The sequence below is a fragment of the Pseudomonas sp. BIGb0176 genome (assembly GCF_024810175.1).
In the GTDB taxonomy this organism is placed as follows: domain Bacteria; phylum Pseudomonadota; class Gammaproteobacteria; order Pseudomonadales; family Pseudomonadaceae; genus Aquipseudomonas; species Aquipseudomonas protegens.
Genome location: NZ_JANUEC010000002.1, coordinates 1,050,148 through 1,063,794, shown reverse-complemented (window position 1 = coordinate 1,063,794; position 13,647 = coordinate 1,050,148). Strand labels below are relative to the sequence as shown.

The following is a 13,647-nucleotide window of genomic DNA, read 5'->3' as shown; positions in this document are numbered from 1 at the left end:
CTGATAAACGCAGCTGTCCTGGCCAGGTAGCAATTCAGGTGACAACCCATGAATGACTTACAGCTCGACGAATTCAAGACCGACGAAAATGCCGCCATGGTGTTGCTGGTGGACGACCAGGCCATGATCGGCGAAGCGGTGCGGCGTGGGTTGGCGAACGAGGAAAACATCGATTTCCACTTCTGCGCCGATCCGCACCAGGCCATTGCCCAGGCGATCCGCATCAAGCCCACGGTGATTCTCCAGGACCTGGTGATGCCGGGCCTGGACGGCCTGACCCTGGTGCGCGAGTACCGCAACCACCCGGCGACCCAGAACATCCCGATCATCGTTCTCTCCACCAAGGAAGACCCGCTGATCAAGAGCGCGGCCTTTGCCGCCGGGGCCAACGACTACCTGGTCAAGCTGCCGGACAACATCGAGCTGGTGGCGCGCATTCGCTATCACTCCCGTTCCTACATGACCCTGTTGCAGCGTGACGCGGCTTACCGCGCCCTGCGGGTCAGCCAGCAGCAACTGCTGGACACCAACCTGGTGCTGCAACGGCTGATGAACTCCGACGGCCTGACCGGGCTGTCCAACCGCCGGCATTTCGATGAGTACCTGGAGCTGGAGTGGCGGCGGGCGATGCGTGAACAGAGCCAGCTGTCGCTGTTGATGATCGACGTCGACTACTTCAAGACCTACAACGACACCTTCGGCCACCTGGAGGGCGACGAAGCCCTGCGCAAGGTGGCCACGGCGATTCGCGAGGCCAGCAGCCGGCCTTCCGACCTGCCGGCCCGCTACGGCGGCGAAGAGTTCGTGCTGGTGCTGCCCAATACCTCGCCGGGCGGGGCGCGATTGGTGGCCGAGAAGCTGCGCCAGACGGTGGAAGCCTTGAAAATCCCCCATATCGCGCCGGTGGAGGGCGCGAGCCTGACCATCAGCATCGGTCTTTCCACCGTAACGCCGCAGCCCAACAGCCATTGCCGGCAGTTGATTTCGGCGGCGGACAAGGGGCTGTACCTGGCCAAGAACAACGGTCGCAACCAGGTCGGGATCGAGTAACCGCCTCAGCTTCCAGGCTGCTCGTCGGTCTCCGGGGCCCGAGTGACGGGCACCAGGGTGTCGCCGAACAGGTAGTAGCTGTGGCTTGTGGTTTGCGAGCAGGTGAGAAGGGCGGCTTCGACCCTGTATCGGGTGTGCAGGTCGAGCCTTTTCTCGTTGAAGAGGTTGTTCAGCCGGCAGCAGGCGGCGATGGGGTAGTCACCGAAGCTGTAGCTGAAGTGGCCATTTCTGTGGCTGGAGACCCAGGTGGCGCTGAATTGACCTTGCAGCCACTGGGTCCGGGCTGCCACCTCGCTTTGCTGGCCTTTCAGACGATGCAAGACCCACCACCACAGGAAGATCGCCCACGGCACCAGCAGGGCGCAGGCCAGCTGTGGGGAGATCAACAGCCAGACCCCTTGCAGCAGGATCAGCACGAACAGGCTCAGGAACAGGCATATGAATGCCTGTGCTCCCCTGAGATTGCGACGCTCGCGGGCCTTGATGTAGCGGATTTGCGAGTCGCTGAGGGTTCTCTCCATGGCGGCCTGTTTCCTGGTTCTGCTGGCAATCGAGTGCGAGAAGTGGCATTCACGCTCGGATTGTATAGGTCCTGGCGCTTAAATTAGCGGGTCTAATTGCGCTTAAAGCCGCTAAGCGGGCTGCCGTGAATCAGTGATTCCGTTATAATCTCCGGCTTTCAAAAGTTCGCCAACGAGTGCCGCCCCCCATGGAAATCAACCCGATCCTGAACACCATCAAGGACCTGTCCGAGCGCTCCGAAACTATTCGGGGGTATCTTTGACTACGATCAAAAGCATGAGCGTCTGACCGAGGTCAATCGCGAGCTTGAAGATCCGAGTGTCTGGAACAAACCCGAATACGCCCAGGAACTGGGCCGCGAGCGCGCAGCGCTGGCACAGATCGTCGAGACCCTGGACGAACTGAACGGCGGCCTGGCCGATTGCCGCGATCTGCTGGACATGGCGGTCGAGGAAGAGGACGAAGGCGCGGTGGGCGATGTCGTCGCCGAGCTGGCCCGTCTCGAGGAAAACCTCGCCAAGCTCGAATTCCGCCGCATGTTCAGCCACGAAATGGACCCGAACAACGCCTACCTGGACATCCAGGCCGGCTCCGGCGGCACCGAGGCCCAGGACTGGGCCAACATCCTGCTGCGCATGTACCTGCGCTGGGCCGACAAACGCGGTTTCGACGCGACCATCATGGAACTGTCGGCCGGTGAAGTCGCCGGTATCAAAGGTGCGACCGTGCACATCAAGGGCGAATACGCCTTTGGCTGGCTGCGCACCGAGATCGGCGTGCACCGTCTGGTGCGCAAGAGCCCGTTCGACTCCGGCAACCGTCGCCACACCTCGTTTTCCGCCGTTTTCGTCTCGCCCGAGATCGACGACAAGGTGGAAATCGAAATCAACCCGGCAGACCTGCGGATCGACACCTATCGTTCCTCCGGTGCCGGTGGTCAGCACGTAAACACCACCGACTCGGCCGTACGTATCACCCACGTACCGACCAACACCGTGGTCAGCTGCCAGAACGAACGTTCCCAGCACGCCAACAAGGACACCGCCATGAAAATGCTGCGGGCCAAGTTGTACGAGCAGGAAATGCAGAAGCGCAACGCCGCGTCGCAAGCGCTGGAAGACACCAAGTCGGACATCGGCTGGGGTCACCAGATCCGCTCCTACGTGCTCGATGCGTCGCGGATCAAGGATCTGCGCACCAACATCGAACGCAGCGACTGCGACAAGGTACTCGACGGCGACATCGACGAATACCTGGAAGCCAGCCTGAAATCGGGCTTGTAATACTGCAATACGGGATCGGCTGACACGGTGCGATCCCGTAGGAGCCGGCTTGCCGGCGATCTCCAGGCCGAAGGCCTGGGGGCAATGAACCTGTGATGGAATTTCAAAAGACATGAGCGACCAACAACTCGACCCGCAAGCCCTGCAACAGGAAGAAAACTCCCTGATCGCCCTGCGCAAGGAAAAGCTTGCTGCCGAGCGCGCCAAGGGCAATGCCTTCCCGAACGACTTCCGCCGCGAAAACTACTGCGAAGATCTGCAGAAGAAATACGCGGACAAGACCAAGGAAGAGCTCGCAGAGGCTGCAATCCCGGTCAAGGTTGCCGGTCGCATCATGCTCAACCGTGGCTCGTTCATGGTGATCCAGGACATGACCGGTCGCATTCAGGTCTACGTCAACCGTAAAACCCTGTCCGAAGAAACCCTGGCCTCCGTCAAGACCTGGGACATGGGCGACATCATCGCTGCCGAAGGCACTCTGGCCCGTTCCGGCAAGGGTGACCTGTACGTTGAAATGACCAATGTGCGCCTGCTGACCAAGTCGCTGCGCCCGCTGCCGGACAAGCACCACGGCCTGACCGACACCGAGCAGCGCTACCGTCAGCGCTACGTCGACCTGATCGTCAACGAAGAAGTACGCCAGACTTTCCGCGTGCGTTCGCAAGTGATCGCCCACATCCGCAGCTTCCTGATGAAGCGCGACTTCCTCGAAGTCGAAACGCCGATGCTGCAGACCATCCCTGGCGGCGCGGCGGCCAAGCCGTTCGAAACCCACCACAACGCGCTGGACATGGAAATGTTCCTGCGTATCGCCCCTGAGCTGTATCTGAAGCGCCTGGTGGTTGGCGGTTTCGAGAAAGTGTTCGAGATCAACCGCAACTTCCGTAACGAAGGCGTTTCGACCCGTCACAACCCTGAATTCACCATGTTGGAGTTCTACCAGGCTTACGCCGACTACGAAGACAACATGGACCTGACCGAAGAACTGTTCCGCGAACTGGCGCAGTTGGTCCTGGGCAGCACCGACGTGCCGTACGGCGACAAGGTGTTCCACTTCGGCGAGCCGTTCGCGCGCCTGTCGGTGTTCGACTCGATCCTCAAGTACAACCCCGAACTGACCGCTGATGACCTGAACGACATCGACAAGGCTCGCGCCATCGCCAAGAAGGCCGGTGCCAAGGTGCTGGGCTTCGAAGGCCTGGGCAAGTTGCAGGTGATGATTTTCGAGGAACTGGTGGAGCACAAGCTGGAGCAGCCGCACTTCATTACCCAGTACCCGTTCGAAGTGTCGCCGCTGGCCCGTCGCAACGACGATAACCCCAACGTCACCGACCGTTTCGAGCTGTTCATTGGTGGTCGCGAAATCGCCAACGCCTACTCCGAGTTGAACGACGCGGAAGACCAGGCAGAGCGCTTCATGGCCCAGGTGGCGGACAAGGACGCCGGTGATGACGAAGCCATGCACTACGACGCCGACTTCGTCCGTGCCCTGGAATACGGCATGCCGCCCACCGCCGGCGAGGGCATCGGTATCGACCGCCTGGTGATGTTGCTGACCAACTCGCCGTCGATTCGCGACGTGATCCTGTTCCCGCACATGCGGCCGCAAGCTTAAGTGCTCTGAATAATCAGCCGCCTTTATCAGGCGGCTTTTTATTGTCTGGTTGGAACTGACGTACCGCTTCTAATTCTGTGTGATTTTTAAGAGGGAATACCTGTCGTGAACCGCGCAATTGCTCAAGAAGGTGCAGCTGGCATCGCCACTGCGGTGGCTGAAAGTGTTCAGTACCAGGGCCGCAAGGCCAGCCGCCAAGGCAGTGAGCAGCGTAGACAGGATATTCTCGATGCCGCCATGCGCATTGTCGTGCGTGACGGCGTGCGGGCCGTGCGCCATCGTGCGGTGGCCGCCGAAGCCGGTGTGCCCTTGTCGGCCACCACCTATTACTTCAAGGATATCGATGACCTGCTCACCGATACCTTTGCCCAGTACGTGGAGCGCAGCGCGGCGTTCATGGCCAAGCTGTGGGCCAGCAACGAGGGGCTGCTGCGGGAAATGGTCGCCTATGGCGACGGCAGCGCCGCCTCGCGCTCGCAACTGGCCGACGATATCGCGCGTATGACCGCCGATTACGTACGGCGCCAGTTGAATACCCGTCGTGAACACTTGATGGCCGAACAGGCCTTCCGCCAGGAAGCCTTGCTCAACCCGCGCCTGGCGCAGCTGGTGCGCTCGCACCAGCAGATCCTGCTGCACGGCACTTGCCAGTTTTTCCAGGTCCTGGGCTCGCGGGAGCCGCAGCAGGATGCCAAGGTATTGACGTCGATAATCGGCCGGATGGAATATCAGGGCCTGCTCAACGGCGCCGAGCCGCTGGTGGAAGAAGAGATGCTCGGCATCCTCACGCGCTACATGCACCTGGTTCTGGCTTCGGTCTGAGCCGCCCGGCCTGGCTTGCCGGCTGCGGCCTGGCGGTCGTGGCCCGCGCCAGCGACTACAGTGATTCTGGTGTTCATGGGAGAGTTGCATGCAAGCCTGGCGCGTCCTGATTGCCCTGTCGTTCCTGCTGCTCAGCGGTTGCCTGGTGGCCTTCAAGGAGCCGCTGCCGGCTGCGCAGGCGGCGCCTGCCCAATTGCTGGGCAAGTGGGCCAGCAAGAATGCCTGGGGCGAGCCGCTGAACATCCAGCTCAGCCAGATCGGCGCCAACCGCTACCGTGCCTCGAGTTACCCAGGCGGCACGGCGCGCCCGCGAGACACCTATGATTTCACCGTTTCCCGGCATGGCAACCGCTGGTACCTGTCGGCGGCGGTGCCCCAGGCCTTTGGCGGGCACTACAGCATTGCCGGCTTCGAGTTGACGGCAAGGCACGAACTGGTGCTTTACACCCTGGACCTGGAACAGATTCGCCAGGCCCTGGGTCAAAAGGCCTTGAACGGTGAGCCCATGGCCACGGCCGAAGGCGATGGCGTGCTGATCAGCAGCCCCTTGCCCGAGGTCTTCGCCTACCTTGACGACCCCGCCAATTCCGACTTGTTCGTCGAGGCGGCGCGCTTCAAGCGCGTGGGCAAGTGACCCCGCGCTACAGACCCATTCAATAGGAGCTTTTGGTGGACGATTACCAGCAGACGATACGCACCTTGTCCGATCGCATAGTGCTGGCCCAGACACCGATCCGCGTGCTGGATGCGGTGAAGTGGGACGAGAACGTCCGCAAAGGCTTTCTCAAGGCCAAGGGCAAGGAAATGCCGGCGGTGGACCGCGCCTATTACGAGGGGCGGCCACTGTCTTTCGATTCTGGCGCAGTGAAGCTGGAATTCCAGAACATCGAGCGCGACATCACCCGCCAACTGGGCCAGTTCAACCCGGTGGGGCAGATCATGCGCCGCATGTGCAAGGAATACCGCATGGTGGTGCGCATGCTCGAAGCACGGGGTACCGGCGACTTCGGCCTGATCTCGCAGGAGCTGTACGGCGCCGCATCCGATGCCTTCCATGCCGGCGACCCGACCCTGGCGGACCTGGGGCTGATGATGTCCGATTACCTGAACAACATCGACGGTCGGGGCGATCTCAAGGACGAACCCAAGACCCTGAGTGCCAAGGATGCCGTGAGCCTGCTGCAGAGCCGCCTGAACAAGGTGTTCGGCGAGGCGGAGGAAACCATCCGGGTGTTCGAGTCCGACGGTATCGTTGCCGACGCCGCGGCGGGCGCCGACTACATCAAGATCCGCAGCGATGCGATGTTCAACAACCGTGACGTGCGAGCCCTGGAAGTCCATGAGGGGCTGGTGCACGTGGGCACCACCCTGAACGGCCTCAACCAGCCGATCTGCACCTTCCTGGCCAAGGGCCCGCCCTCGTCCACAGTGACCCAGGAGGGGCTGGCGATCCTGATGGAGATCATCACCTTTGCCTCTTACCCCAGCCGCTTGCGCAAGCTGACCAACCGCACCCGGGCCATCCATATGGTGGAGGAGGGCGCGGACTTCCTGCAGGTGTTCGAGTTCTTCCGCGAGCAGGGCTTCGAGATGGCCGAGAGCTACGGCAATGCCAGCCGGGTGTTCCGCGGGTCGGTGCCCACGGGGCTGCCGTTTACCAAAGACTTGTCCTACCTCAAGGGCTTCATCATGGTTTACAACTACATTCAGCTGGCTGTGCGCAAGGGCAAGCTGGAGCAGGTGCCGCTGCTGTTCTGCGGCAAGACCACCCTCGAGGACATGCGCACCCTGCGCCAGCTGGTGGACGAAGGGCTGGTGGTGGCACCCAAGTACCTGCCCGAACAGTTTCGCGACATGAACGCGCTGTCGGCCTGGATGTGTTTCTCCAACTTCCTCAACCATCTGAGCCTGGACCGGATCGAGGCGGACTACTCCAACATTCTTTGACTTCTGCCGGGGGGGCGCACATGGACGTATCCACAGACAGCTGTAGCCACTGGCACAGGCTGCGACAAGGCCCGCAGAGCCTTCAGCGCCCATCCGGGTACAGGCCAGGGGGCTGCGGATGAGCCGGCTACTGAAGTATTGCGCGGTATTTGCCCTGCTGCTGGGCCTGCAGGGCTGCAGTTCGTTGCTGTTCTATCCCGAACCCGGGCTGCCTTTCACCCCTGAGCGGGCCAGGCTTGAATACCGTGACGTGACCCTGACCACCGCCGATGGCCTCAAGCTGCACGGCTGGTGGCTGCCGGCCAAACCCGGAGTGGCGGTCAAGGGCACGGTGCTGCACCTGCATGGCAACGGCGGCAATCTGGCCTGGCACCTGGGGGGTAGTTGGTGGCTGCCGGAGCAGGGCTATCAGGTGCTGCTGGTGGACTATCGCGGTTATGGCCTGTCCGAAGGTGCACCGAGCCTGCCGGCGATCTATCAGGATCTGGATGCCGCGTTCAAGTGGCTGGACCAGGCACCCGAAGTGCAGGGCAAGCCATTGATCGTGCTGGGGCAAAGCCTGGGCGGCGCCCTGGCCATCCACTACCTGGTACAGCACCCCGAACGTCAGGCCCAGCTCAAGGCCATCGTCCTCGATGGCGTACCGGCCAGTTATCGCGATGTCGGGCGCTATGCCCTGAGCACTTCCTGGCTGACCTGGCCGTTGCAGGTGCCGTTGTCGTGGCTGGTGCCGGACACCGACAGCGCGATTCACTCGATGCCGCGCCTGACCGGGGTACCGAAACTGATCTACCACAGCATCGACGATCCCATCGTGCCCCTTTCCAATGGCATCCGTGTGTATCAAGCTGCGCCCCCGCCCAGGGTCCTGCAACTGACCCGCGGCGGCCATGTGCAAACCTTTGCCGATCCGACCTGGCGCCGCGTGATGCTGCGCTACCTCGATGATCCGCAGCATTTCGACGGGTTGCGCCGCCTGGGGGAGATCCCCAATTACCCGACGCCCCCGAATTCAGCAGTTGAACCTCCAGAGAGTCCGCAATGAGTGAAGAACGCAACGCCATTCCCATGATCATCACCGGTATCTGCAGCATCATCGTCACCGTGGGCAGCCTGTGGTACTACGGCTACCTGCACTTCGCCAAACCGGAGGATGCATTGCTGCTCAGCGACTTCACCATGCTCAAGACCGTGCCCGGCGAGGACTACAAGATCTCCCTGCAACCGGCCGATGAAGTGGCCCAATGCATCGACGGTGTACTGGTGCTGTTCGACACCCAGCAGAAAGGCCTGACCGGGGTGCTGGTGAACAAGAAGAAGCAGGCCGTGCGCTGCATGGGGCAGGAAACCCCGCAACTGGAGCAGTGATCTGTTCGCCGGCAAGCCGGCTCCTACATGGATAACGGCATAAAAAAACGCCGCCGACCTGAAGAGGTCGGCGGCGTTTTATCTTACCTGCCTATATAGGCAGGGTGCCCGATCAGTTGCGGCTGACCGACGAACGTGGTGCTACCGGCTGGTTGTCGTTGGAGATGGTGACTTCCACGCGACGGTTCATGGCGCGGCCGGAAACACTGCCGTTATCGGCCACCGGATATTCCTTGCCATAACCCTGGCTGACGATGCGCGCCGGGTCGATACCCATGCGGATCAGAGCCATCTGCACCGAGCCGGCACGGCGCTCGGACAGCGACTGGTTGTAGGAATCGCTGCCGGTGCTGTCGGTGTAGCCTTCGACGATCACCTTGCGATCGGGGTTCTGCTGGAGGAATTGCGCCAGCTTGTTGATGTTCACCAGGCCGCTGGATTTCAGGTCGGACTTGTTGGTGGCGAACAGCACGTCACCGAAGGTCACCAGGGTGCCGCGGTCGGTCTGCTTGGCGTTGAGGCTGTCCTGCAGTTGCTTGATCTGCGCGTCGCGGGCATCGAGGATGGCGCGGGCGCGCTGGTCGCCGGCGTCCTTGAGCTTGGCTTCGGCGGTGCGCAGGGCAATGGTTTCCTTGGCCACTTCGACCCGCTGGTTGGTCAGGTAGGCCAGTTGGTCGACCTTCTTCTCGTCGTCCTTGTTCAGGTAGGCCTTGTCGGCCTTGTCCATCCAGTCGGCGGCGTCCTTGGTTTCCAGGGCGGCGACCTTGCTGGCCTGCGGGTTGGCCTGCAGGGCGGAGAAGTTGGTGCGGGCGTTTTCCAGGTTGGCGTTAGGCGGGGTGGAGCAGGCCGCCAGGGCTACGCTCATGGCCAACAGGGCTGGGATCATCAATTGTTTGCGCATAATGGTTCGTCCTTTCAATCAAATACGAGTACGTGGGAATCGGCGGCGGCTTCTTATTGCACGCTACGCATGCCTTCCTGACGCAGTTCCTGAACGCCTTTCTGCGAGTCTTTGAGCGCCTGCTCGGCCTTGGCGGCCTGGGCCTTGCGCTCTGCTACGCGGGCGTCCCACTCGGCTTGTTCAGCCAGGCGGCGGGCTTCGTCGTACTTCTTGTCGTGCATGGCAATCTCGGCTTGCTTGAGCTTGTCCTGCGCCGACTTCATTTCCACGGCAGCAAATTCGGTACCGCCTGCGCTCACTGCGCTATTGACCGCAGATTGCGTGACCGCGTACTGCTCGGTGGGCGGGTTCCCGGCACAACCGGCCAGAACCATGCTGCTACCGAGGGCCAGCGCGGCCAGCTTCAGCCCGCGCAGAGAGGTGAACGAGGATTTGGCAGTGCTGATCTTCATGGTCTTCAACTCCATTGGGTAACTCCTGGAAAACATCAAAATCCATCCTGGTTCTGGCGCCGTGACGCTTCAGTGACGACGAGCGCTGATGGCAAAATTTGAAACGGCCGTTCCAGTGATGGCTAATGGGTGTGACCCGAGGCTTTTTTGAATAGTTCAGAGAAAGATGGCGATTGGCCGGAAAAAAATCTGACGCATCGGACAGGGCTCTAGATCGGGAACTTTTGCCGTGCGCAGGGGTATCCCCGACCCTTTGCAGGGCCGGGAAGGATGATTGTCAGGTGTGCGCGGGAGTGTGGAAGTTCAGTGCTTGGGCTTGTCGGACTGGCTCGCCAGCAGGTGCAGATGCTGGCGCGACAATGCCAGGAAACGAGGGGTGGGTCCCACATCCTCGTACAGTGGATCGCCCTCTTCATCGGTGGCCACGACGTGCTGGCCCTGGATGTAGGGGAAGCTCGCCTCCAGCTCTTCCAGGGCGGCGCCGATGAGTTCGCCGAGCAGTTCTTCGGTCTGGCGTTTGGGGTACATCTCGGAAAGGGCGGCCAGGCGTGCGGCGGCTTCCACATCCAGGTGAATCCGGTAGCCGGTCCGGGTCAGGCGACCCTTGGCGTTTTCTTCCCAGTGTTGCGCAAGTTCACGGATTTTCATGATGACCTCAATGAACACCTGCTCGTGGCAGGCTGGGTTGAGTGGACCGGCCGGGGCCGGTAGGCGGCCCTCGTGCGGCCTATGCTTGAGACTAGCTGCATCGCCGAAGGTTTGGTGCGCTTTGCCCCACGCTTGCTAAGCGAGGTGTGCAGGCGGCACTCTTGAGCCTTCCGTGCCGCCTTGAGTCCGCTGGAGAACACCTCGATGACCGATATTGATGCGCGCTTGCGCGAAGACGTTCACCTCTTGGGGGAACTGCTGGGCAATACCATTCGCGACCAGTACGGGGAGGCTTTCCTCGACAAGATCGAGCAGATTCGCAAAGGCGCCAAGGCCGATCGCCGGGGCTCGCCGGGGGCCGAGCTGAGCGCCAGCCTCGACCAGTTGAGCGAGGACGAACTGCTGCCGGTGGCCAGGGCCTTCAACCAGTTCCTCAACCTGGCGAACATCGCCGAGCAGTATCAGTTGATCCACCGCCGCGACGAGTCGCAGCCGGCACCCTTCGAGGCTCGGGTGCTGCCGGAGCTGCTGGCTCGCCTGCGCGCCGAAGGGCACAGCGCCGATGCTCTGGCCCGGCAACTGGGGCGCCTGGAAATCGAGCTGGTGCTGACCGCTCACCCCACCGAAGTGGCGCGCCGCACCCTGATCCAGAAATACGATGCGATTGCCGGGCAACTGGCGGCCCAGGACCACCGTGACCTCACCAGCGCCGAGCGCGGGCAGATCCAGGAGCGCCTGCAACGCTTGATCGCCGAGGCCTGGCACACCGAGGAAATCCGTCGGACCCGACCCACTCCGGTGGATGAAGCCAAGTGGGGCTTTGCGGTGATCGAGCATTCGCTGTGGCAGGCGATCCCCAATTACCTGCGCAAGGCCGACAAGGCCTTGTTCGAGGCCACCGGGCTGCACCTGCCGCTGGAGTCGGCGCCGATCCGCTTTGCGTCGTGGATGGGCGGCGACCGTGATGGCAACCCCAATGTCACCGCTGCGGTAACCCGCGAAGTGCTGCTGCTGGCGCGCTGGATGGCCGCCGACCTGTACCTGCGGGACATCGACCACCTGGCGGCCGAGCTGTCCATGCAGCAGGCCAGCCCGGCGCTCCTGGCCAGGGCCGGAGATAGCGCCGAGCCTTATCGGGCGCTGCTCAAGCAATTGCGTGAACGCCTGCGGGCCACCCGCAACTGGGCCCACGCGGCGCTCAGCGCGGCGGTGCCGGCGGGCGCCGAGGTGTTGCACAACAACCGTGACCTGCTGGAGCCGCTGCAGCTGTGCTACCAGTCGTTGCACGAGTGCGGCATGGGAGTGATTGCCGACGGGCCGCTGCTCGACTGTCTGCGCCGGGCAGTGACCTTCGGTCTGTTCCTGGTGCGCCTGGATGTACGCCAGGATTCCAGCCGGCATACCTCGGCCATGACCGAAATCACCGATTACCTGGGCCTGGGGCGTTACGAGGACTGGAGCGAGGAGGATCGCATCACCTTCCTGATGCGCGAACTGAGCAGCCGTCGGCCGTTGTTGCCAGGCTATTTCAAGCCCTCGGCGGACACCGCCGAAGTGCTCGCCACCTGCCGCGAAATCGCTGGTGCGCCAGCGGCGTCCCTGGGTTCCTATGTGATTTCCATGGCCGGCGCGGCCTCCGATGTGCTGGCGGTGCAGTTGCTGCTCAAGGAATCCGGTGTGCTGCGGCCGATGCGCGTGGTGCCTCTGTTCGAGACCCTGGCGGACCTGGACAACGCCGGCCCGGTGATGGAAAAACTGCTGCACATGCCGGGCTATCGTTCGCGCCTGCAAGGGCCGCAGGAAGTGATGATCGGCTACTCCGACTCGGCCAAGGATGCCGGCACCACGGCTGCGGCCTGGGCCCAGTACCGGGCCCAGGAGCGGCTGGTGGACATCTGCCGCGAGCAACAGGTGGAACTGCTGCTGTTCCACGGCCGCGGTGGCACCGTTGGGCGTGGCGGCGGCCCGGCCCACGCGGCCATTCTGTCGCAGCCGCCGGGTTCGGTGGCGGGGCGTTTCCGCACCACCGAGCAAGGGGAAATGATCCGCTTCAAATTCGGCCTGCCGGACATCGCCGAGCAGAACCTCAACCTCTATCTGGCCGCGGTACTGGAGGCGACCCTGTTGCCGCCGCCGCCACCGCAGCCGGCCTGGCGTCACCTGATGGACGAGCTGGCCAGCGATGGCGTCCGGGCCTACCGCGAGGTGGTGCGGGACAATCCGCAGTTCGTCGAGTACTTCCGCCAGTCCACTCCGGAACAGGAGCTGGGCCGCCTGCCGCTGGGCAGCCGCCCGGCCAAGCGCCGTGCCGGGGGCATCGAGAGCCTGCGGGCGATCCCCTGGATCTTCGGCTGGACCCAGACCCGCCTGATGTTGCCCGCCTGGCTCGGCTGGGAAGCGGCCTTGAGCAAGGCCCTGGCCCGTGGCGAGGGTGACCTGCTGGGGCAGATGCGTGAGCAATGGCCGTTTTTCCGCACCCGCATCGACATGCTGGAGATGGTGCTGGCCAAGGCCGACGCGGATATCGCCCGCTCCTATGACGAGCGCCTGGTGGAGGCCGAACTGTTGCCGTTGGGCGAGCATTTACGCGACCTATTGTCGCAGGCTTGCGCGGTGGTCCTGGGCCTGACCGGGCAGTCGCAACTGCTGGCGCACAGCCCCGATACCCTGGAGTTCATCCGCCTGCGCAACACCTACCTCGACCCGCTGCATCTGTTGCAGGCCGAGCTCCTGGCGCGCTCGCGCAAGCAGCAGGCGCCGCAAGGAAGCCCCGTGGAACAGGCGTTGCTGGTCTCCGTGGCCGGTATCGCCGCTGGCTTGCGCAATACCGGCTGAGGTGCGAGAGGGCTGCCGGCCAGCTGCGCGGCAGCCCCGATCAAGGCAATTGCGAGGTGTCGTTCTGGTTCATCTGGCGACACTTTGTTGTCGGGTTGCGACTTGTTCTACCCGGCCAATGGGGCACAAAAGGGCCGGGTTCCTCCGACTTTCGACTGCTTGTGTGCGCTGTGTCGGCTGTGTATCTTGATCAGCCTTTGGCCG

At 62.7% G+C, this 13,647-nt stretch carries 13 protein-coding genes; 9 read left to right on the top strand and 4 right to left on the bottom strand.

Annotated elements, in window-relative coordinates; all coding sequences use genetic code 11:
- Window positions 1-48 precede the first annotated feature (48 nt).
- Window positions 49-1,050 (top strand): PleD family two-component system response regulator, encoded by a 1,002-nt coding sequence (locus M2395_RS15935; RefSeq protein ID WP_011059483.1) that lies wholly within the window; start codon window positions 49-51, stop codon window positions 1,048-1,050.
- A gap of 5 nt (window positions 1,051-1,055) precedes the next feature.
- Here M2395_RS15935 and M2395_RS15930 read toward each other — a convergent pair whose 3' ends face one another.
- On the bottom strand, window positions 1,056-1,571 hold the full coding sequence (locus M2395_RS15930) for a hypothetical protein (protein WP_123430117.1): 516 nt from the start codon (window positions 1,569-1,571) through the stop codon (window positions 1,056-1,058).
- Window positions 1,572-1,759: 188 nt separating this feature from the next.
- On the opposite strand from M2395_RS15930, the gene prfB reads away from it, so the two are divergent.
- The 7 genes from prfB to M2395_RS15895 all read left to right on the top strand — a co-directional run bounded on the left by prfB (window position 1,760) and on the right by M2395_RS15895 (window position 8,607).
- Window positions 1,760-2,855, top strand: a protein-coding gene (gene prfB / locus M2395_RS15925; RefSeq protein ID WP_100255254.1) for a peptide chain release factor 2 whose coding sequence is annotated in 2 segments (ribosomal slippage) — window positions 1,760-1,831 and window positions 1,833-2,855 — 1,095 coding nt in all. Because the reading frame shifts where the segments join, the coding sequence is not laid out codon by codon here.
- Window positions 2,856-2,967: 112 nt separating this feature from the next.
- A complete protein-coding gene (gene lysS, locus M2395_RS15920) occupies window positions 2,968-4,470 on the top strand; it encodes a lysine--tRNA ligase (RefSeq protein WP_011059486.1) in 1,503 nt (500 codons plus the stop codon).
- A 105-nt stretch (window positions 4,471-4,575) separates the two neighbouring features.
- Window positions 4,576-5,292 (top strand): TetR/AcrR family transcriptional regulator, encoded by a 717-nt coding sequence (locus M2395_RS15915; RefSeq protein WP_065364558.1) that lies wholly within the window; start codon window positions 4,576-4,578, stop codon window positions 5,290-5,292.
- Window positions 5,293-5,380: 88 nt separating this feature from the next.
- Window positions 5,381-5,926, top strand: a complete 546-nt coding sequence (locus tag M2395_RS15910) for a hypothetical protein (RefSeq protein WP_015634309.1) — start codon at window positions 5,381-5,383, stop codon at window positions 5,924-5,926.
- A 35-nt stretch (window positions 5,927-5,961) separates the two neighbouring features.
- Window positions 5,962-7,239 (top strand): flavohemoglobin expression-modulating QEGLA motif protein, encoded by a 1,278-nt coding sequence (locus M2395_RS15905; RefSeq protein WP_011059489.1) that lies wholly within the window; start codon window positions 5,962-5,964, stop codon window positions 7,237-7,239.
- Between the two features lie 118 nt (window positions 7,240-7,357).
- Window positions 7,358-8,284: an alpha/beta hydrolase gene (locus tag M2395_RS15900; RefSeq protein WP_053156526.1), complete on the top strand. Its 927-nt coding sequence runs from the start codon at window positions 7,358-7,360 to the stop codon at window positions 8,282-8,284.
- Complete coding sequence (locus M2395_RS15895) at window positions 8,281-8,607, top strand: hypothetical protein (protein ID WP_011059491.1); 327 nt, start codon at window positions 8,281-8,283, stop codon at window positions 8,605-8,607. The genes M2395_RS15900 and M2395_RS15895 overlap by 4 nt, the downstream gene beginning before the upstream one ends.
- Window positions 8,608-8,719: 112 nt before the next feature.
- Here the strand turns inward: M2395_RS15895 and M2395_RS15890 are convergent, their stop codons facing one another.
- The 3 genes from M2395_RS15890 to M2395_RS15880 all read right to left on the bottom strand — a co-directional run bounded on the left by M2395_RS15890 (window position 8,720) and on the right by M2395_RS15880 (window position 10,608).
- Window positions 8,720-9,508 carry an OmpA family protein gene (locus M2395_RS15890; protein WP_011059492.1) on the bottom strand — a complete coding sequence of 263 codons (789 nt, stop codon included), beginning with the start codon at window positions 9,506-9,508 and terminating at the stop codon, window positions 8,720-8,722.
- Window positions 9,509-9,561: 53 nt separating this feature from the next.
- Window positions 9,562-9,975: a DUF4398 domain-containing protein gene (locus tag M2395_RS15885; RefSeq protein WP_011059493.1), complete on the bottom strand. Its 414-nt coding sequence runs from the start codon at window positions 9,973-9,975 to the stop codon at window positions 9,562-9,564.
- 288 nt (window positions 9,976-10,263) lie between these two features.
- Window positions 10,264-10,608: a hypothetical protein gene (locus M2395_RS15880; protein ID WP_015634311.1), complete on the bottom strand. Its 345-nt coding sequence runs from the start codon at window positions 10,606-10,608 to the stop codon at window positions 10,264-10,266.
- Between the two features lie 204 nt (window positions 10,609-10,812).
- Between M2395_RS15880 and ppc the strand changes: the two genes are divergently transcribed.
- Window positions 10,813-13,443: a phosphoenolpyruvate carboxylase gene (gene ppc, locus M2395_RS15875; RefSeq protein ID WP_011059495.1), complete on the top strand. Its 2,631-nt coding sequence runs from the start codon at window positions 10,813-10,815 to the stop codon at window positions 13,441-13,443.
- Window positions 13,444-13,647 lie beyond the last annotated feature (204 nt).

Coding starts and splice junctions, on each gene's coding strand:
- lysS (WP_011059486.1), top strand. CDS start 2,968: ATGAGCGACCAACAACTCGACCCGCAAGCCCTGCAACAGGAAGAAAAC.
- M2395_RS15885 (WP_011059493.1), bottom strand. CDS start 9,975: ATGGAGTTGAAGACCATGAAGATCAGCACTGCCAAATCCTCGTTCACC.
- M2395_RS15935 (WP_011059483.1), top strand. CDS start 49: ATGAATGACTTACAGCTCGACGAATTCAAGACCGACGAAAATGCCGCC.
- M2395_RS15890 (WP_011059492.1), bottom strand. CDS start 9,508: ATGCGCAAACAATTGATGATCCCAGCCCTGTTGGCCATGAGCGTAGCC.
- M2395_RS15880 (WP_015634311.1), bottom strand. CDS start 10,608: ATGAAAATCCGTGAACTTGCGCAACACTGGGAAGAAAACGCCAAGGGT.
- M2395_RS15900 (WP_053156526.1), top strand. CDS start 7,358: ATGAGCCGGCTACTGAAGTATTGCGCGGTATTTGCCCTGCTGCTGGGC.
- M2395_RS15910 (WP_015634309.1), top strand. CDS start 5,381: ATGCAAGCCTGGCGCGTCCTGATTGCCCTGTCGTTCCTGCTGCTCAGC.
- M2395_RS15895 (WP_011059491.1), top strand. CDS start 8,281: ATGAGTGAAGAACGCAACGCCATTCCCATGATCATCACCGGTATCTGC.
- ppc (WP_011059495.1), top strand. CDS start 10,813: ATGACCGATATTGATGCGCGCTTGCGCGAAGACGTTCACCTCTTGGGG.
- M2395_RS15930 (WP_123430117.1), bottom strand. CDS start 1,571: ATGGAGAGAACCCTCAGCGACTCGCAAATCCGCTACATCAAGGCCCGC.